The organism is Thermoactinomyces mirandus (assembly GCF_013868055.1).
In the GTDB taxonomy this organism is placed as follows: Bacteria; Bacillota; Bacilli; order Thermoactinomycetales; family Thermoactinomycetaceae; genus Thermoactinomyces; species Thermoactinomyces mirandus.
The window spans coordinates 24132-42935 of sequence record NZ_JACEOL010000014.1 but is presented as its reverse complement, the minus strand read 5'-3'; the positions used below and the strand labels follow the sequence as shown (position 1 = coordinate 42935).

Here is an 18804-nt window from a genome sequence, read left to right as displayed (position 1 = left end):
ACATAAATCTTTTTCAAATAGGAGATTTCACTCCTGGTATTAATTCCCTTGAAATAAAAAAGAGCCCACAAGCGGCTCAAATATCAATGGAATTTCAGTTGAGACATGGTTTTGTTCATAAATTATATTTAAAGGGATGCTTGCTACATCCCTTTAATACCGGTGACCAGTCCCGAACAGATTGATTTTTTCTTTTACTGCCTGTTTGAGCGCCTCATTGGCCGGCTTTAGAATAACCCGAGGTTCATAAACATTACGGTTATTTTCATCTGCCAGGAAATCCCGTACCGCATTGGTCCAGGCCTGGGCACATTCTGTATTTACATTGATTTTGGCATGCCCCAGCCGGATCGCCCTTTGGATTTGATCATCCGGGATCCCCGAACCGCCATGCAATACCAGCGGAATATCGGTCAGTTCGGAAATCTCTTTCATTCTTTCAAAATTGAGCATGGGTTTACCCCGGTATGGTCCGTGAACAGAACCCAGTGCCGCTGCCAGAGCGTCGATATTCGCTTCTTTCACCATTCGCAGACATTCTGTGGGATCGGCATATCGAACACGGGTCTCCAGCCCGTCTTCCGAACCGCCGACAGTCCCTACTTCCGCTTCCACTGAAACTTCGTACAGCCGGGCATATTCCGTTACTTCCCTGGTCATGGCAATATTTTCATCAATCGGATATCTTGAGCCATCAATCATTACCGAAGTATAGCCGGCTTCAATCGCATACTTGCATCTGTCCACACTTTGTCCATGATCAAGATGCAAGACAACCGGAATGGTGACCGACATTTCCCTAATGAATTCCCTGATGACTGCAGCAATGGCGCGAAATCCACCCAAATCATCGACGAGACGGTCAGACGACGCCAGAATGACTGGGGCGCGCTCTTCTTCGGCCGCCTGCAAAATCGGAATCGCCCATAACAGGGAATTCAGGTTATAATGACCGACCGCATAATGATCTTCTTTCGCTCTCTGGACAATCTCTTTCATTGATACAAGTGGCATATTAAGTCTCCTGTCTATCCATAAACTGCGTCCATCCTGACCACGGCAATGAACTTGCCGAAACTTTTATTTGCCCGGTTTATGAGCAGAAGCAAATCAGTTTGTCTCAACTTTCGGAGCTTTGCCTGTCGTTTCCCGAATAATCAATTGGGGATTGTACAGGATGCGTTCTTTCCTGGAATGGCCAAGTTGGATTTCTTCTATTAAAAGATTTACCACTGTTTTTCCCATCCTGGCGATTGGCTGGGCAACCGTGGTTAAGCGCGGATAGGTTGCCGTTGCCAGAATGGTATCATCAAAACCAATCAGGGACAGCTGGTCAGGAATTCTGATTCCTCTCTCCTTGGCTCCCAACATTACACCGATCGCCAGCTGGTCATTGCAGGCAAAAATCGCGGTAGGCGGTTCGGGTAACTGAAACAGATTGTCAAAAGCCTTGATTCCATTGGCAATTTTGCCTCTCGTTCTGACTATATACTCCTGTCTTGGCCGGATTCCATAGGTTTTGAGAGCTTGCAAGTATCCTTCCGTCCGTTTGACGCTGGCAAGGGCCAATTGTTCACTGATAATCGCAATGTTGTGATGGCCATTCTGCAAATGGTGAATCGTTGCTTCATACCCGCCTTTAAAGTCGTCCACAAACACCTTGGATACATCCATGGCGGGATCATCCTGTGTCAGCATCACTACAGGCACCCCGTTTCTGATCAAATCCTGCAGAATGCTTTTATCACTGTATGTTGAACTTACAATAAATCCGTCTACAAGCTTGTTCTGTAAAAGTTCAACATTCTTTTTTTCTTTTTCCTCGTTTTCATCTGTACTGCACATGATGACACTGTAACCTTTTTCATGTGCCCTGTCTTCAATTGTTTTTGCAATTTCGGAAAAAAACGGGTTGGATATGTCCGGAACCAAAAGACCCATTGTTTTGGTACCTTTCCCCATGAGTGCCGACGCCATTACATTAGGATGATAGTTCAATTCTTCCATCGCTTTCTTTACCCGTTGTTTTGTCGAATCGCGCATGTTGCCGGTATTATTGTTGATAACTTTGGAAACCGTCGCAATGGAAACCCCGGCCTTTTTCGCTACATCATAAATCGTTGCCTTCATGTCCTTTGCCCCACTTCAACATCATTAGTCTCTTTTGGATATAAGATATCACAAATTTTAAACGATATCGCTATATTTTGCAGACATATCCATCGATTCTGCAACCAACCGTCCCTGGCATCGGCCGGAACTGCCAGGAGCATGAATCCGCAGGGCTTTGTTTCAGGACAGATATTGCCTGCACTTTCCTGCAGGCTGAAAATGCGGGCAGCCACGAACCGGTTCCGGTTGACAACCTTTTATGATTTCACTCGTACCAGCTTGCCTGTTTCAAATGACTTCTTGCAAGCATAACCAAGTCTGGTTGACTCAACGCCATCCCGAACGTTTACGGACGGCTTTCGGTTTTCCAGAATACAATTGATAAATTCTTCCGCTTCACTCAGGTAGGACTGTTCAAACCGTTCCAGGAATCCACCGGTACATTTTTTGACGGCTCCCGTTTCATTAAAGATCATTACCTGGTTGCGTTCCGGAACCGTACCGATGCGAAGGGTTCCATTGGTCCCGATGATTTCGGTTTCTATATGGTAACCGTGTGCACAGTTGCGTCCTGCAACGAAAATTCCGATTCGGTTACCGGAAAAGCGTACCATGGCAGCTCCTGTTTCCGCGTCCCCCAACTCCGCAAATTCCGGACGTGCATAACTGCCGCCAATCGCCCAAACTTCCTCAGGCTCCGCCTGCAAATACCAGCGGGCCAGATCGAGATCATGAATGGCCATGTCGAGAAACAGCCCTCCACTGTAATTGTCCCGGGCAAACTTTAGAAAACTGTCCAGTTTACCGGCCGGGTCCAATCCATAACAGCGAATCAGAACCGGTTCGCCGATTTCACCGCTGTCAATCATTCTTTTCGCATCTGCATAAGACCGGTCATAGCGCCGCATAAACCCCAGCATGAAAACTTTATCCGGGTGTCGGGAGACAGCCTTTTCCACTTTTTCGGCTTCTTCCAGATAAAGTCCGAGCGGCTTCTCGCTGAATACATGAAATCCTGCTTCCAGTGCTTTTTCGATCTGTTCGTAATGGAATCCCGACGGGGAGGCGATAAATATCGCTTCCAGTTCCCTGTTTTCAAGCATTTCATCGTAATCGGCATAGCCGTAAGGAATGCCCCATTTTTCCTGTACTTCTTTCACTTCTTTTTCCACAACACTGCAGACTGCAATCAGTTCACAATTAGGAACCCGGAGTGCCAGGTTTTCAGCATGCTGGTAACCCTGGCGACCCAGGCCGACAATTCCAACTTTTACTTTTTTATTTGCCATGAATGGCACCCGCTTCCCCCTGATAATTTTGTAAAGGGATTGCGACAGGGTTATCAGGCATGCCTCCAAAAACAAGGAAAAAGATTCCGGTTCCCTGGTTCATCGATAACCCCGTCATAAGACTCACTAAACAAACATGAATAGAACCTATTTATATACCGGCTTTTTCCCTGATATATCTCCGGGCTCTCAGCGCATATTCAAACGGGTTGGCTTTGGCCGGATCCTGTTCCGCTTCCACAAGCAGCCATCCTTTATAATCCGAGTTGGCCAGGATTTCAAAGATCCCGGTGAAATCGATGCTGCCATCCCCCGGTACAGTAAATACACCTTCGCGGACACCGTTTAAGAAACTCATTTTTTCTTCTTTTACTTTGGCGGCAACATGATCCCGAACATCCTTCAAATGGACATGCTTGATTCTGGGCAAATATCGTTTCAGGATTTCAACTGGGTCTTCTCCGGAAAGATACAGATGTCCGGTATCATAGAGAAGGAAAACAAGATTTTCATCGGTCATATCCATCAGTTTGCCAATCTCTGCGGTTGTTTGCACTCCTGTGCCCATATGGTGATGGTAAACCACTTTCATCCTTTTTTCCCTTGCCAGTTCTCCGAGTTTGTCAAGCCCTTCGGCCAGCCTTTTCCATTCCTCATCGGTAAAATGCGGTTTAGCGTCAAATACCGGTGTATCCATCTGTCCCTGCACACTGTGGCCCTGTTCAGAGACAACAATCACTTTTGCTCCCATTTCATGTAAAAAGTCGCGATGCCTGATGAACGCTTTTTCCGTTTCCTCAAATGGTTTTGTAGTAAGGAAAGCACTGAACCAGGCGCTGGCAATTTCCATGTTTCTCAGTTCAAGTGCTTTTTTGAGTATTTTTGTGTCGCGTGGATACTTGTTTCCTACTTCTGTCCCTGTAAAACCGGCCAGTGCCATTTCGCTGATGCATTGTTCAAAGGTGTTTTCCTTGCCCAGGTCCGGCAGATCATCATTTGTCCATCCGATCGGAGCAATTCCCAGTTTTACTGCATCTTTCCTGAACATAAACGTACCCCCTGTGTGGTAATCATCTGCATGTATTTTGGAACGGTTTCAAACAAGTACCCTATTCAATACTTTCTCGCTTTTTCCAATTGCTTCAGGCAATCCTGATATGCTTTGCGGATCGGTTCTTTTTCCGAGACCTCGGCAACTCCAACATGCCACCAGCTGTCGTAACCATCGGTCATTGTTTTGGGAAGCACTTTGATATCGATCAACGTGGAAACCGTCTGTTTTTTGGCATCTTGCAATGCCTGTTCCAGTTCCTCCATCGTCCGGACCGTATAGGTTACGGCACCATAAGCAGCGGCACTCTTGGCAAAATCAATCTGGATAATGGGTCCGTCCAGCTGCTTTGTTTTTTCACTTCGTTTGCGAAATTCAGTGGCAAAGCTGCCCATCCCGTGATCCATTTGCAAGTTGTTAATACAGCCAAACCCGGCGTTGTCAAAGACGATGACATTAATTTTCTTTCCTTCCTGAATACTCGTTATCAATTCAGAATGAAGCATCATGTAGCTGCCATCGCCGACCATGGCATAAACTTCCTGATCCGGCCTGGCGATTTTGGCTCCCAAAGCGGCGGCTATTTCATATCCCATGCATGAATAACCGTATTCCATATGGTAAGTATCAGGCCGGATACTGACCCACATCCGCTGCATGTCCCCTGGCAGGCTTCCGGAAGCACCTACCACAATGGCATCATCGGCAATCAATTCATTCACTTTTCCCAAAACGGCAGTCTGTGTCAAACAGGAATTGAAGGCCTGCACATATTCAGTCAGTTTCTCATCCAAATGCCCCGCAATTTCCGGCTTGTAGCCTTCCGCATGAAAATCGGTTTGGCAAAGGCGTTCCAGCTCTCTTTGCCAATCCTGTCTGGCCTGTTCAATTTCACCCTGGTAACCGGACCGGTACCCGATTTTCTTAAGCTCAGCCTGGAGATCCTCAAGACCTGCTTTCGCATCGGCAACAATCTTGGTGGCATCCAGTTTGGAAGCATGAAAATCTGAAACATTGATTGTAACAAAAGCCACTTTGTCATTTTGGAAAAGCTGTTTGGAAGCGGTGGTAAAATCCGTAAAACGGGTTCCGACTCCAATTACCAGGTCTGCTTCTTTGGCAATCCGGTTGGCAGCAGCGTTGCCGGTAACGCCGATTCCGCCCAGATTCAGCGGATGGGTGGATGGCAATGTGCTTTTTCCAGCCTGTGTTTCGGCAAACGGGATATGAAACGCCTTTACAAACTGGTCCAGCACAGCGGCTGCTTCCGAGTAGCGAACTCCCCCACCGCAGATGACTAACGGTTTTTTGCTGTTTTTGAACAGGGCCGCCACTTGTTCCAGTTCAAACCTGACAGGTCTTCTCCTTGCAAAACGATGAACACGTTTTTTAAAAAAGGATTCCGGATAATCATACGCTTCTGCCTGGACATCCTGCGGCAGGGCAACCGTTACCGCGCCGGTTTCGGCCGGGTCCGTCAGTACGCGAACAGCATTCAGCATCGCGGTCATCAGCTGCTCGGGGCGGGTCACCCGGTCCCAGTATTTACTGACCGGACGGAAAGCGTCATTCGTGGTCAAGCCGGCATTATAAGGCTGTTCGATTTGCTGCAGTACCGGGTCCGGCTGGCGGGTGGCAAATGTGTCACCAGGCAGCAAAAGGAGCGGAATGCTGTTGGCGGTGGCGGTCGCAGCTGCGGTTACCATATTGGCTGCCCCCGGACCCACCGATGAAGTACAGGCGATTATCTGCCTGCGGTGCTTCTGCTTGGCAAATCCGATTGCCGCATGCGCCATTCCCTGCTCATTTCTTCCCTGGTAAACTTCCAAATCCCCGGCATCCTGTTCGAGTGCCTGTCCAAGCCCCAGGACATTTCCATGACCAAAAATGGTAAAAATGCCCCTGAACAGTTTTTGTTCCTTGCCGTCCGCTTCGATATACTGGTTATTTAGAAATTTGATCAAGGCTTGTGCTGTCGTCAATTTCATACTCTCACCCCAATTCCCCAAAAATCCTGTTCTTGTCAGACCCAGCGGCTGGTAATCACTTTTTTGCGGGTGTAAAATTCGATACTGTCTTTCCCATTGGCATGCAGATCACCATAGAAAGAATCTTTCCAGCCGGAGAACGGGAAAAATGCCATCGGAGCGGGAACTCCAATATTAACGCCAAGCATGCCGGCATCCATGTTTTCCCGGAATTTGCGCACCGAACCACCGTCTCTTGTGAAAATGCAGGCTCCATTGGCAAAGCGCGACTGATTCGCCACTTTAATCGCTTCATCAAGATCTTTTACACGTACAATGCAAAGAACCGGGGCAAAAATTTCATCTTCCCAGATTTTCATATCTGTGGTGACATGGTCAAAAATGGTCGGGCCCACAAAGTATCCTTTTTCTTGAGCCGCCTTGTCCCTGCGTCCGTCGCGAACCAGTCTGGCCCCTTCTTTTTCGCCTGTTTCAATGTAGCCAAGGGTTCGATCCTTGTGTTGTTTGCGGATGACCGGTCCAAGAAAAACATCATCATCGAGACCGTTGCCAATTGTTACATTGTCCGCTTTTTGCACAAGCTCACTGATAAATTGGTCTGCAACCGTTTCTTCCACCGTGACGACTGCGGCCGCCATGCAACGTTCACCGGCTGACCCGAATGCCGCATTCAGAACCTGGGTGGCGGCATTGTCAAGATTGGCATCTTTCAGTACGATCGAGTGGTTTTTCGCGCCGGCCAACGCCTGAACACGTTTCAGATTTTCCGTGCCCCGCTTGTAAACATATTCCGCCACAGGCCGGGAACCAACAAAGGAAATGCGGGCAACGTCCGGATGATCCAGTAACCCGTTTACGACATCATGTGCACCGTGAACGATGTTGAAAACACCTTTGGGAAAACCGGCCTCTTCTGCAAGCTCAACCAGACGGTTGGCGGTAAGGGGGGTACGCTCCGACGGTTTCAATACAAAGGTATTGCCGAGGACAATTGCCATTGGGAACATCCAGCATGGAACCATCATCGGAAAGTTAAACGGGGTAATCCCTCCTATGACACCAACCGGATACCGGTACACTGCTGATTCCAGTTCCGTTGCGATGGTGGCAAGATTGTCCCCCATCATCAGGGTTGGGGCTCCGGCAGCAAATTCGACATTTTCAATGCCCCGTTGTACTTCACCTTTTGCTTCCTTCAGATTTTTCCCGTTTTCCACCGTAATCAGTTTCGCCAGTTCATCTGAGTGGTCAACAAGCAATTGCTGATATTTGAACAGGATGCGGGCCCGTTTTGGAACAGCGACATTTTTCCATGTTTCAAAAGCGGTTTTTGCTGCTTTGACGGATTCATCCACTTCTTCTTTGGTAGAAATCGGAACAAAGGCGATCACTTCACCGGTTGCCGGGTTAAATACTTCTTCGGTTTTGTCGGATCCGGATTCAACCCATTTCCCGTTGATATAGTTTTTCAGCGTTTTCACGGATGTTTACCTCCTGCCAGAAATATTGACGTTAAATTATTGTTGCTCAGATCCTATCAGGTATCGATTCTTTCCGCCGTTTTGACAAACTTATCCAATTCTGCCTTTGTCGGCATTGCTTCAGAACAACTGTGCCGGGATATGACGATTGCAGCAGAAGCACTGCCATATTCCATGGCCCGCGAAATCTCCCATCCATTCATCAAACCGTAGATGAATGCGGACGCATAACTGTCCCCGGCGCCAAATGTTTTCAGTACTTTTGTCCTGAAAATGCCGCCAGTATAGGAGTGGCCATCTTTGGTATAGGTGATCGAACCTTTGGAACCATGCTTGATCACAACGATTTCTGCATGATGACCAAACCATTTCCCTGCGGTTTCCCGATCGGTCTTTTTTTCTTTTTCAAATTGCTCCATCATGTCAAATTCTTCTCTTGTTCCGATAATGACGTCACATTTTTCCGCTGCCAGATTATAATAGATGGCGGTCTCCTTATCGGAAGTCCAGGTATAGGGGCGATAATCGAGGTCAAAAAATACAACTGCATCATGTTTGCGGGCATACTCCAGTGCAAGAAAGACAGCTTCGCGTGACGGGCTTGCGGCCAGGGCAGTGCCGGAAATCAGCAATGCCCTGGTCTTTTTGATATAATCTTCGGAGACCTCGGATGTTTCCAGCTTCAAATCTGCAACATTGTCACGGTACATCAAAATGCTGCAATCATTGGGACTCTTGATTTCTGTAAAAGCAAGTCCGGTAACAGCGCCCGTTTTATCCACGACAACACCGGAAGTATCCATTTTTTTCTCTTCCAGGAAACGAACGATAAACCGTCCCATCTGGTCGTCGGAAACCTTGCCGATAAAACCGCATTTAAGCCCGAGTTGCGCGGCGCCAATGGCGATGTTGGCTGGTGAACCGCCGACATATTTGGTAAACGATCTCGTTTCTTCCATCGGGCAATTGATTTGCTCGGTGTTCAGATCGACAGCAAGTCTGCCAACAGCGATCAGATCGAGCGGTCGATCCGTTTTGAAATTCAGGTTAACCACCATAATCCTCCTAACTCTGTTTGTTTAAAAAAAGCTGCGGCAGGGTGAAAATCTGTCTGCCTTATTCATGGCATCAGCCCGTTTGTCTTGCCGTAGCCGTGAAACATCTCTTGCGTGATCATTACAGAAAATTGACAGGTTCATCCTTCAATTCGATAAAGCGCTTAACTTAATCCTGTAAAAAGAACTCCGTTGATTCAATTTTTCTCAAACAGCCATTCATGTTCCGGTGCATTGTGAAATTTCCAGGTTCTGACCGGACCGGCCATGACATTCAAATAGTATGATTCATAACCGGGTACCGTCGTAAAGGGATGATAACCTTCCGGCACAAGAACAACGTCACGGTTTTCGATGCAGATCGTTTCATCCACGGAACGGTCATCGTTATAAACCCGCTGAAATGCGAACCCCTGCCTGGGATGAAGTTCATGATAATATGTTTCTTCCAGATAGGATTCATGCGGAAGATTTTCCCGATCATGTTTGTGCGGCGGATAACTTGACGTATTGCCATCCGGTGTGAATACTTCAACAACAAGCAGACTGTCGGCTTCCCTGTCCTCGGGAAGGATATCATGAATCCGTCTGCTCATTTTTCCGGAACCGCGATCAGACTTCCTTACGTCTTCCGGTGCAATCAATCGCGCCTGATAAGTTCCCTTTCCGGGGGCCATGCATACGGCAAGTTCCAGATCCGAGAGCGATTCAACCTGGTAACGGTCATCGTTTGGAATGTAAACGGAATAAGGCGGTATTTTTTCAAATACGCTCATTCGCCTGCCGATGCCGTTAAATTCCTTTTTCTCGGTCCGGATCGTCGCTCTCCCTGACAACAAAACGAGACAAACTTCATTTTTTCCTGTTTTTCTCTCAAGCAAATCGCCTTTTTTCAATGAGTAAACTTCAAACCCCACATACTTCCAACCTGCCGATTCCGGCGTCACTCCCAGGATTTTGCCATCCTGATCAGGTTTATGAGGTTTCAAATGCAAACCAGACATCCAGCCTTCCTCCTCGCAGCACTGTTGGTAAAGCGCTTAATCTATCCAAATATGAGTATACCCCATTCATTTTTTTAATACAATGATCGAGCTCTCTCACCAAAGCGCATCAAATCATTCCAGTCCCTTAACCTTTGCCGGTTGTCCGCTTTCCAGAGATTCTCTGGCGGCCATGGCAATTCTTTGCGCCATGATTCCATCTTTGAATGTGGTCCGGATTTCCTGATTGTTCATAACCGCTTCCACGAACTCTTTCACTTCCTGGATAAATGCATCATTGTACCTTTCAAGGAAGAAATACAGTGGATTGTCCCCCTTTACCCCGTCTTCCGACAATAAATCCACTCTGGACTCCGTCTCATTGTTTACTTGTGCAGACCCTTTTGAACCGAAAGCTTCAAGGCGCTGATCATACCCGTACACTGCCTGGCGGCTGTTATCAATTACTCCCATCGCACCATTTGCAAATTTCAAAGTGATGATGGCAGTATCCACGTCACCCAGCTCGGCAATCTTCGGATTGATCAGGGTGGCTCCCTGAACATGGACTTCTTCCACTTCCGAACCGGAAATGTAGCGTGCCATGTCAAAATCGTGAATGGTCATATCCATGAAGATACCTCCGGAGCGCGACACATAGTCCAGCGAGGGTGGATTGGGGTCTCTTGAGGTGATTTTCAAAACATGCAGATCTCCGATTACTTTTTTCTCCACCAGCTGTTTTACTTTGTGAAAGTTCCTGTCATACCGCCTGTTAAATCCCACCTGAAACTTTACGCCAGCTTTCTGTACTGCTTCATAGGCTTTTAGAGTTTCTTCCTCTGAAAAACTGATCGGCTTTTCACAGAAAATGTGTTTTCCGGCACCGGCAGCCTCCCTGATGATCTGCATATGCGTATCCGTGGAAGTACAGATAAACACGGCATCAATCCCAGGGTCATTTACAAGTTCCCGATAATCCCTGGTCAACTTTTCTGCGCCGCTTTCTGCAAACCAGTCCTTCAGGTCATCAGCAAAAATGTCAGAAACCGTTTTCAATCTGACTTGTGGCATATTTTTCATGTTGTTCATATGCAATTTCCCGATTCTTCCCGCTCCGACAACTCCAACCGTAATTTTTTTGCTCATCGGATCCACTCCCTTTATAAATTGTGCCAGAGTAAAATGAAGTTTATTTGGCAAGTCCCAGCGGTGAAAACGTCAGGTACATTACAATTACAGTAATAACCACCAGAGCGCTAACCCATTTGACATGTTTCCACGGGGTTAAATCCACTTTATGCCGCCCTTCCTGAAATTCGAACGGTCGATCAAGCGGTTTGATTCTTCCAACCAGCCACAGGATGAATACATCCGCCAGGAACAGAACACTTAATACATACAGGTAATGAATGTGGGACAAAAAGAAACTTGCAAACGCATAGGTCACAACGTGGAAAACAAGGGTTACTTTTGCTCCAAATGCGGTTACATACCTGGAGTAAAAACCAAGCACGATAATTGCCAAAAGCGGCATGCTGTACAAGCCGTTAAATTGCTGCACGACATTGTACAGCCCGGTTGGAGCGAAAGAAATCAGCGGGGCGATTATTACCGATATCATGCCGACAATAACAGTAACCGTTTTTCCAGCTCTTGCAACCTGTTTATCAGTTGCATTTTTCCTGAAAACAGGCTTGTAAAAATCCAATGTAAACAAGGTTGCTGTGGCATTCAAGGCACCCACAAATGAACTCAGGATCGCACCAAAGATCACGGCTCCAAAAATCCCGTACGCCCATTCGGGCAATACTGCGGTAAGCAGGCTGGGATAAGCATCATCAGGAGTTGAAAGCGAATCTCCAAACATATTGAATGCGATAATGCCCGGGAAAACAAGGAACAGCGCGCCGAAAATCTTGAAAAAACCTACATACAATGCTCCTTTCTGGCCTTCTTTCAGGTTTTTTCCAGCCAATGTCTTTTGAACAATCATCTGGTTTGTACACCAATAAAACAAGTTGTTAAAGAACATGCCGAAAAAAAGCGTTGGCCAGGGAACAATTTTGGAATCGATTGCTCCGATCGAGTTCAACTTTTCCGGTGTATTGGTTCTGATCAGATCAAGCCCGCCAAAAAAGCTCCCATCTCCGAGAACAATCAGCCCCAGCACCGGGATGGACAGCCCCCCGATCAACAGGCCAATCCCATAGACGGTATCACTGAATGCACCCAATGACAATCCGCCCATCAGCAAGTACATCAGACCGATAACACCAATGCCTGCGGCAATAAGGGCGACAGCCACCAGCTGATCGATCCCCATCGTTTCACTCACGTTGAAAATTTTGTTGAAAACGAGTGAGCCCGAATACAGCACAACTGGCAGAAATGAAATCATATAAGTAAAAATAAACAGGACAGAAACAATTCTTTTGGTAGTTGTATCATAGCGTCTTTCAATAAAGTCGGGGATCGTATCCACGCCATACTTCAAATACTTTGGCAAAAAAACAAGCGCCAGCAAAACAATGGCAATCGCAGCCGTAACTTCCCAGGCCATCACTTCCATCCCGGCCATATAACTCTGGCCATTCTGTCCGACGATCTGCTCCGTGGACAAATTGGTCATGATGATTGAACCGGCGATCGTCACCGCCGTCAAACTGCGACCACCGAGAAAGTAACCTTCTGAACTGGTATTATCAACTGCACGACTTCTCTTGTAAGCAAAAAACCAGACTGCAGCTATAATCAAAATGAAAGACAGAACAGAAAAATAAATCAAATTGGCTCTCTCCTCTGCAAGTTAGTCAGGATGTTCACCGAACCAGATCAGTTACCTTCGTGGTGTTCCGGAATATTGGAAGCTTTTTTATATCTATCAACTGCAATTCAGATCCGTTTAAGCAGCATGAAAAAACATAAAAAAGCGCTTAACCAACAAACAGAATAAAATAATATCTGTTTTAAATAGATTGTTCTTTTAATATTCGGCTATTCCCCCTTTACTCAATATTTAGTAAAGCGCTTAACTAAAAACCAAAAAATAAAACGATTTCTTTACTTGATATATATCTTCAATTTTTGCCGCAAACCAATCTTCTTTTTGTAAACGCTTACTTGATTTAAGTATAATTTTCTTTATCTTTAAAATCAACACCTGGATTTGTGGCAGATTTGTAAAAACATGATCAATTTCCATATTGCAAAGTTTTCCATCCGGATCTCTGTCCCGGTTTTACTCCCCTTTAGCGAAGTCCTTTACACAGCAAACAATCAAAACCATGTTTTTTCCCAAATTGAAAAGTCCCCCTGATATGGGAGACAGAAAAAGAGGATTGATATTGATGCTGGAGTTTGAGGAGAAACCTGCTGCCCGTTACGATGAAGTATGCCTGTTCCTGTCTTCACATGTTTGTGAATCTTTTGCTTTCCGTATGCTCTACCTGCACATAAACAGGCGTTGCAGTGATGAACTGTCCCTGGTTCTCAATTCAGGTCGATCCGTTTTCCGGTTTGGATATAAACGATATTTTCAGCAATATTGGTTACATGATCCGCAATTCTTTCCAGAAAGCGGGCCACAAAGCATACTTTCCGTGCCGCATCTGCGTACTGGTTCTTTAACGGCATGTAATCGCTCATTTCCCGGACCACTTTTTCATACATCTGATCCACCTGATCATCACGGCGGGCCAACATCCGGGCGAGATCGATATTGCCGTCAATATAGCTGTTGAGTCCATCATTCACCATCTGCTGCGTCATTTGCGCCATTTGCAGAATCAGGGACAAATTATTGATTCGGGGCTGATTGGATTCTTCCAGAGCAACCACTTCTTCTGCAATATCGACGGCCAAATCGGCCATTCTCTCCAGATCGGAGGCAATATTCATAGCCGCAATCAGTTTGCGCAAATCGGTTGCAACTGGCTGCCTGGTAGCAATCAGTTTCGTGACAGTGTCGTCTATCTCCACTTTCAGTTCATCGATTTGACAATCCAGTTCAATGATTTCCCTGGCAAGCTGTACATCCCTTTTTACAAAGGATTTTATGGACTTGTTGATGGAGATTTCAACTTGTTCGCCCATCTTCAGCAACTTTTTTTTCAGCTCGCCCAGAGACTGGTCAAATTGTCGGGCAGCCATGGTAACCTCTCCTCTCATCAGCCAAACTGGCCACTAATATATTGTTCCGTTCGCTGATCTTCAGGATGGGTAAATAATTGCTCGGTATCATTCACCTCGATAATTTCCCCATTCAGAAAAAATACGGTTTTGTCAGATACACGGGCGGCCTGCTGCATGTTATGAGTAACAATGACAATGGTATAATCCTTCTTCAACTGAATTACCAGCTCTTCCAGACGCTCCGTGGAAATGGGATCCAGGGCGGAGGCCGGCTCGTCCATCAGAATAACATCCGGTTCAACCGCCAGCACACGGGCAATGACCAAACGCTGCTGCTGCCCGCCGGACAGTCCCATCGCGGAAAGATGCAGGCGATCTTTCACTTCATCCCACAAATTGGCCTGTTTCAGGGTACGTTCCACAATCTCGTCCAGCTTCTTTTTTGTTTTTATTCCATGAATGCGCGGCCCATAGGCGACATTATCATAGATCGAGATGGGAAAGGGATTGGGTTGTTGAAACACCATCCCCACATTTTTCCGCAGCTGCACCAGATCAGTTTCCCGATCATAAATATTTTTCCCGTCAATTGCGATCCGCCCCGATGTGTGAACCCCCGGAATCATGTCATTCATCCGGTTCATGCTTCTTAAGAGCGTGGATTTTCCGCATCCGGACGGGCCGATGAAAGCTGTCACCTGATTGGGGATAATATTTAACCGTATCTTTTTAAGCGCCTGGTTCTCTCCGTAATAAAGGTCAAAATCCTCGATGCTTATTTTGTCTGTCATGCTTCTTTTTCCCCCTCAACTTATACCATGCCAGATCATCCAAAACGGCCGGTCAAATAATCTTCCGTCTCTTTCTTCTTTGGATTGGTAAATAACTGTGCGGTCTCGCCAAATTCAACCAGATTTCCCATGTAAAAATAGGCCGTATAATCGGAAATGCGCGCTGCCTGCTGCATATTGTGCGAGACAATGGCAATCGTAAAGTCTTTTTTCAGCTCTTGCACCAGCTCTTCGACTTTCCCGGTTGAGATCGGATCCAGCGCAGAAGTTGGTTCATCCAGCAAAATGATTCTCGGATTCATCGCAATCGCTCTTGCAATGCACAAACGTTGCTGCTGTCCACCGGAAAGCGCCAGAGCTGTTTTGTGGAGCCGGTCCTTTACTTCATCCCACAGGGCAACTTTTTTCAGGCTTTCTTCAACGATTCTGTCCAGATCTTTTTTGGAAGCCCCATACAGGCGGGGTGCAAAGGCGATATTTTCATAAATCGATTTGGAGAACGGATTGGGCCGCTGAAACACCATGCCGATATGACGTCTCAGATGACTCGTATTGATCACAGGCTGATTGATATCAATCCCTTCCACCATAATCCTGCCCTCGACCCTGGCTCCGGGAATGGTATCGTTCATTCGGTTGAGACAGCGCAGAAAGGTTGATTTTCCACATCCGGACGGACCAATAAATGCTGTCACGGTATTTTGGTACAAGGGCAGATCCACTCCTTTTACGGCATGGGTTTCCCCGTAATAGACATGCAAATCAACGGTTTCCAACTGGACACGCAGTTGTTTTTTTTCCTGCGGTTGGGAAATTTTGAATTTGGGTTTTACCTGAACCGGAAACGGAACGGTTATTGTTTGAGGCATCACATACTCCCCCTTAATCAGCTTGAAGTGAGGCGTGCATGGATAAACCGGCCTAACCAGCGCGCCACCAGATTGAAAATCAATATCGCAATCACCAGTAATGCAGAAGCGCCGCTCGCTACTTCTTTCGCATCAGGAATAATTCCTTCTGCATTCACTTTCCAGATATGAACCGCCAGTGTCGACGCAGGGCGAAACGGATTCAGCGGTGAGGTGGGTGAAGTGAAGTCCCAGTTCGTAAAATCAAGCGGAGGTGACGTCATTCCAGCCGTAAACAGCAAGGCGGCGGCTTCCCCGAACACACGTCCTGATGCCAGGATGGTTCCGGTTATAATACCTGGCAAAGCGGCAGGGATCAGTATCTTTAAAATGGTCTGCCAATGGGTAACTCCCAGCGCAAAGCTTGCTTCTCTCTGTTCACGGGGGACTGCTGTCAAGGACTGTTCCACAATTCTGACCATCAAAGGCAGGTTGAAAACGGTCAGGGCCAGAGCACCGGCCAACATGGAATAGCCCCAGCCGGTATACTGGACAAAAACCAGCAATCCAAACAGGCCAACCACAATGGATGGCAATGAGGACAACACCTCAATGCTTAAACGGATAAAGTCGGTCAGTTTTCCCGGTTTGGCATATTCGGCCATGTAAATGCCGCCGCCAAGACCAAGCGGAATGGTGATCAGCATGGTCAGGATTAACAGGTAAAATGAATTGAATAATTGCGGCCCCACGCCGCCGCCTCCGGTAAGAACCGAGCCGGGCGCTTCCGTGACAAAAGACCAGTCGATCACGCCAAGACCGCGAATCAGGATAAAACTGACCAATCCAAGCAGGATGCCGACAATTAAAACAGCGATGGAATAAAAACAGAAGGTCGCGATTCGGTCGATTGTCTTTGCGTTCATCTAATACTCTCTCCTTCGGGTAATGAAACGGATCAAAAAGATAAAAAGCATGGTTATCAATAACAGGATTAAGGCCATCGACCACAATACGTTGTTATAAGTGGTTCCTTGTACGGTATTTCCCATGTTCAGGGTGATGACACTGGTCAGTGTGCTGATCGGTTCAATGAAACTTGCCGGCAGGTTGGGCGAGTTTCCGATTACCATCTGCACCGCCAATGCTTCGCCAAAGGCCCGGGCCATTCCCAAAACAACCCCTGTCATCAACCCTGGTATTGCCGCGCGCACAACCAGACGGGAGACCGTTTGCCACCGGGTTGCCCCCAAAGCATAGGAACCTTCGCGTATTTGCCTTGGAATCGCCTGGATCGCATCCACACCGACACTGATGATGGTAGGCAAAATCATGATGGACAAGACGATAATCCCGGCCAGCAAGCCAAAACCAAGCCCGCCTGCGGTTTCCCGGATCACCGGGACAATAACGGTCAATCCGATAAATCCGTAAACAACCGAAGGAATCCCAACCAGCATTTCAATCACCGGCTGCAAAATCTTTTTCCCCCAATCAGGCGCAATCTCGGTCATGAAAATGGCTGCTCCGATTCCCAACGGAGCACTGACAACGGTCGCGCCCAACGTAACAGCAAGCGATCCCAGGATAAACGCCATCGCTCCGTAAAAAGGACCTCCTTGCTCCGCTGAAGCAGTGGGGCCCCATTCAAAAGAAAAAAATTCCGCCAGCGTAATCTGATTGTTGACAAACGGGGAAATCCCCTTTGAAGTAATAAAATACAAAAGCGAAAACAAGGTAACAATCAGGACCCATGCGCAAACAAGCGTAATGATTTTACCTTGTTTCTCAATGATCAACATTTTCCGCATCGGCTTCATCAGTTGTTCTGAAAGCGATTCTTTGCAGGAAGACCCTTGTGCTTTTGCTGCCTGTTCCACTTTTCCATCTCCTTTCTGTCAATTGAAGCAGGGGATCGCGCCTGCGCAAGCCCGCCCCCTGTTCTGGACAGATAGTCTGTCTTATTTCACAATATTGCCGTTAACATCCCGTTCCACTTTCATTTCACTAATCGGAATATAACCCAGTTTCTTTACGAGTCCGTTCTGGATTTCATCAGATTTGATGTAACCGATAAATGCTTCTTCCAATTGTTTGTTCTTCTCATTTTGGTTCGTATACATATGTTCATAGGCCCAGATTTTCCAACTGTTTGTATAAACGTTTTCGTTCGTCGGCTCAACATTGTCCACTTTTAATGCCCTGACAGAATCATCGATGTAGGAGAATGCGAGATAACCAATGGCTCCAGGCGTTTCAGAAACAATTTTGCGAACGGTTCCGGACGATTCTTCTTCAATGCCGCCTTCCCCGCGGAACTCTTCATTTCCGAGCAATCCATATTTGGCAAACGTAGCGCGTGTCCCGGAACTTGCCGGACGGTTCACGAGCACAATCGCCTGATCTTTTCCGCCAAGTTCTTTCCAGTTTTTGATCTTGCCGGTAAAAATATCGATCAGTTGCTGATGTGTCACATTATCAACACCCGTTCCCGGGTTTACGATCGGTGCGATGCCGACAACAAAAACTTTATGGTCAACGACTTGTTTGCTGTCAACTTTCTCTTTTTCTTCTGCATATACATCTGAATTGCCGATATCGGCTGTATCATTCATGACGGCACTCAGTCCTGCACCGCTTCCGCCGCCTTGAACATTCACCTGAACTCCGGGATTGGATGTGGTAAATGATTTTCCAGCTTCATCGACAAGCGGCTGCATGGCTGTCGATCCTACCACGGTCAGAGTGCCGGACAGTTGTCCCTTTTGTGCCCCCTGACTGTTCCCGCTGCAACCGGTCAAAACACCCAAAGCCAAAGCAAAAATACTGCCAAGTAAAAATCCCTTCTTTATCATTGTTTTGCCCCCCAAGGTAAAGAATGGTTGCCAATCAACACTTTGTACTATAGTCTTTTTCTTTTATATTCAAATAATACCGCTCCAACCAGTAAACATCCGAAGCCAAAGCAAAAATACTGCCAAGTAAAAATCCCTTCTTTAATTATTGTTTTCCCTCCAAGGTAAAGAATGGTTGCCAATCAACACTTTGTACTATAGTCTTTTTCTTTTATAT

General features: G+C 46.8%; 17 protein-coding genes. All 17 read right to left on the bottom strand.

What is annotated here, in order from left to right; translation table 11 throughout:
• Positions 1-153: 153 nt before the first annotated feature.
• Positions 154-1014, bottom strand: coding sequence for a class II fructose-1,6-bisphosphate aldolase (gene fba / locus H2C83_RS04755; protein ID WP_181738305.1), 861 nt, complete (start codon positions 1012-1014; stop codon positions 154-156).
• A 96-nt stretch (positions 1015-1110) separates the two neighbouring features.
• Entirely contained in the window at positions 1111-2130 is a 1020-nt protein-coding gene (locus tag H2C83_RS04750) for a LacI family DNA-binding transcriptional regulator (protein WP_181738303.1), read from the bottom strand.
• Between the two features lie 239 nt (positions 2131-2369).
• The gene (locus H2C83_RS04745) at positions 2370-3401 is read right to left on the bottom strand and encodes a Gfo/Idh/MocA family oxidoreductase (protein WP_181738301.1); all 1032 of its coding nucleotides are present in this window, start codon (positions 3399-3401) and stop codon (positions 2370-2372) included.
• 151 nt (positions 3402-3552) lie between these two features.
• Complete coding sequence (iolE, locus tag H2C83_RS04740; RefSeq protein WP_181738299.1) at positions 3553-4449, bottom strand: myo-inosose-2 dehydratase; 897 nt, start codon at positions 4447-4449, stop codon at positions 3553-3555.
• Between the two features lie 65 nt (positions 4450-4514).
• Complete coding sequence (gene iolD / locus H2C83_RS04735; protein ID WP_181738297.1) at positions 4515-6440, bottom strand: 3D-(3,5/4)-trihydroxycyclohexane-1,2-dione acylhydrolase (decyclizing); 1926 nt, start codon at positions 6438-6440, stop codon at positions 4515-4517.
• Positions 6441-6475: 35 nt separating this feature from the next.
• On the bottom strand, positions 6476-7921 hold the full coding sequence (locus tag H2C83_RS04730) for a CoA-acylating methylmalonate-semialdehyde dehydrogenase (protein WP_181738294.1): 1446 nt from the start codon (positions 7919-7921) through the stop codon (positions 6476-6478).
• Between the two features lie 56 nt (positions 7922-7977).
• Positions 7978-8979: a 5-dehydro-2-deoxygluconokinase gene (gene iolC / locus H2C83_RS04725; protein ID WP_220184007.1), complete on the bottom strand. Its 1002-nt coding sequence runs from the start codon at positions 8977-8979 to the stop codon at positions 7978-7980.
• 194 nt (positions 8980-9173) lie between these two features.
• The gene (gene iolB / locus H2C83_RS04720) at positions 9174-9980 is read right to left on the bottom strand and encodes a 5-deoxy-glucuronate isomerase (protein ID WP_181738292.1); all 807 of its coding nucleotides are present in this window, start codon (positions 9978-9980) and stop codon (positions 9174-9176) included.
• Between the two features lie 114 nt (positions 9981-10094).
• A complete protein-coding gene (gene iolG, locus H2C83_RS04715) occupies positions 10095-11108 on the bottom strand; it encodes an inositol 2-dehydrogenase (protein ID WP_181738290.1) in 1014 nt (337 codons plus the stop codon).
• A 43-nt stretch (positions 11109-11151) separates the two neighbouring features.
• Complete coding sequence (locus H2C83_RS04710) at positions 11152-12747, bottom strand: solute:sodium symporter family transporter (protein ID WP_181738288.1); 1596 nt, start codon at positions 12745-12747, stop codon at positions 11152-11154.
• 243 nt (positions 12748-12990) lie between these two features.
• Positions 12991-13164, bottom strand: a complete 174-nt coding sequence (locus H2C83_RS04705; protein WP_181738286.1) for a hypothetical protein — start codon at positions 13162-13164, stop codon at positions 12991-12993.
• 287 nt (positions 13165-13451) lie between these two features.
• Positions 13452-14111, bottom strand: a complete 660-nt coding sequence (gene phoU, locus H2C83_RS04700) for a phosphate signaling complex protein PhoU (RefSeq protein WP_181738284.1) — start codon at positions 14109-14111, stop codon at positions 13452-13454.
• Between the two features lie 17 nt (positions 14112-14128).
• A complete protein-coding gene (pstB, locus tag H2C83_RS04695) occupies positions 14129-14884 on the bottom strand; it encodes a phosphate ABC transporter ATP-binding protein PstB (protein ID WP_181738282.1) in 756 nt (251 codons plus the stop codon).
• A gap of 35 nt (positions 14885-14919) precedes the next feature.
• Positions 14920-15753: a phosphate ABC transporter ATP-binding protein PstB gene (gene pstB / locus H2C83_RS04690; protein WP_181738280.1), complete on the bottom strand. Its 834-nt coding sequence runs from the start codon at positions 15751-15753 to the stop codon at positions 14920-14922.
• Between the two features lie 17 nt (positions 15754-15770).
• Entirely contained in the window at positions 15771-16658 is an 888-nt protein-coding gene (gene pstA, locus H2C83_RS04685; protein WP_181738278.1) for a phosphate ABC transporter permease PstA, read from the bottom strand.
• Complete coding sequence (gene pstC / locus H2C83_RS04680) at positions 16659-17552, bottom strand: phosphate ABC transporter permease subunit PstC (protein WP_181738470.1); 894 nt, start codon at positions 17550-17552, stop codon at positions 16659-16661.
• Positions 17553-17693: 141 nt separating this feature from the next.
• Complete coding sequence (locus H2C83_RS04675; RefSeq protein WP_181738276.1) at positions 17694-18587, bottom strand: phosphate ABC transporter substrate-binding protein PstS family protein; 894 nt, start codon at positions 18585-18587, stop codon at positions 17694-17696.
• Positions 18588-18804 lie beyond the last annotated feature (217 nt).

Excerpts from the sequence above, each read along its gene's own strand:
- fba (WP_181738305.1), bottom strand. The coding sequence starts at position 1,014 with ATGCCACTTGTATCAATGAAAGAGATTGTCCAGAGAGCGAAAGAAGAT.
- H2C83_RS04750 (WP_181738303.1), bottom strand. The coding sequence starts at position 2,130 with ATGAAGGCAACGATTTATGATGTAGCGAAAAAGGCCGGGGTTTCCATT.
- H2C83_RS04745 (WP_181738301.1), bottom strand. The coding sequence starts at position 3,401 with ATGGCAAATAAAAAAGTAAAAGTTGGAATTGTCGGCCTGGGTCGCCAG.
- iolE (WP_181738299.1), bottom strand. The coding sequence starts at position 4,449 with ATGTTCAGGAAAGATGCAGTAAAACTGGGAATTGCTCCGATCGGATGG.
- iolD (WP_181738297.1), bottom strand. The coding sequence starts at position 6,440 with ATGAAATTGACGACAGCACAAGCCTTGATCAAATTTCTAAATAACCAG.
- iolC (WP_220184007.1), bottom strand. The coding sequence starts at position 8,979 with ATGGTGGTTAACCTGAATTTCAAAACGGATCGACCGCTCGATCTGATC.
- iolB (WP_181738292.1), bottom strand. The coding sequence starts at position 9,980 with ATGTCTGGTTTGCATTTGAAACCTCATAAACCTGATCAGGATGGCAAA.
- iolG (WP_181738290.1), bottom strand. The coding sequence starts at position 11,108 with ATGAGCAAAAAAATTACGGTTGGAGTTGTCGGAGCGGGAAGAATCGGG.
- H2C83_RS04705 (WP_181738286.1), bottom strand. The coding sequence starts at position 13,164 with ATGGAAATTGATCATGTTTTTACAAATCTGCCACAAATCCAGGTGTTG.
- phoU (WP_181738284.1), bottom strand. The coding sequence starts at position 14,111 with ATGGCTGCCCGACAATTTGACCAGTCTCTGGGCGAGCTGAAAAAAAAG.
- pstB (WP_181738282.1), bottom strand. The coding sequence starts at position 14,884 with ATGACAGACAAAATAAGCATCGAGGATTTTGACCTTTATTACGGAGAG.
- pstB (WP_181738280.1), bottom strand. The coding sequence starts at position 15,753 with ATGCCTCAAACAATAACCGTTCCGTTTCCGGTTCAGGTAAAACCCAAA.
- pstA (WP_181738278.1), bottom strand. The coding sequence starts at position 16,658 with ATGAACGCAAAGACAATCGACCGAATCGCGACCTTCTGTTTTTATTCC.
- pstC (WP_181738470.1), bottom strand. The coding sequence starts at position 17,552 with ATGAAGCCGATGCGGAAAATGTTGATCATTGAGAAACAAGGTAAAATC.
- H2C83_RS04675 (WP_181738276.1), bottom strand. The coding sequence starts at position 18,587 with ATGATAAAGAAGGGATTTTTACTTGGCAGTATTTTTGCTTTGGCTTTG.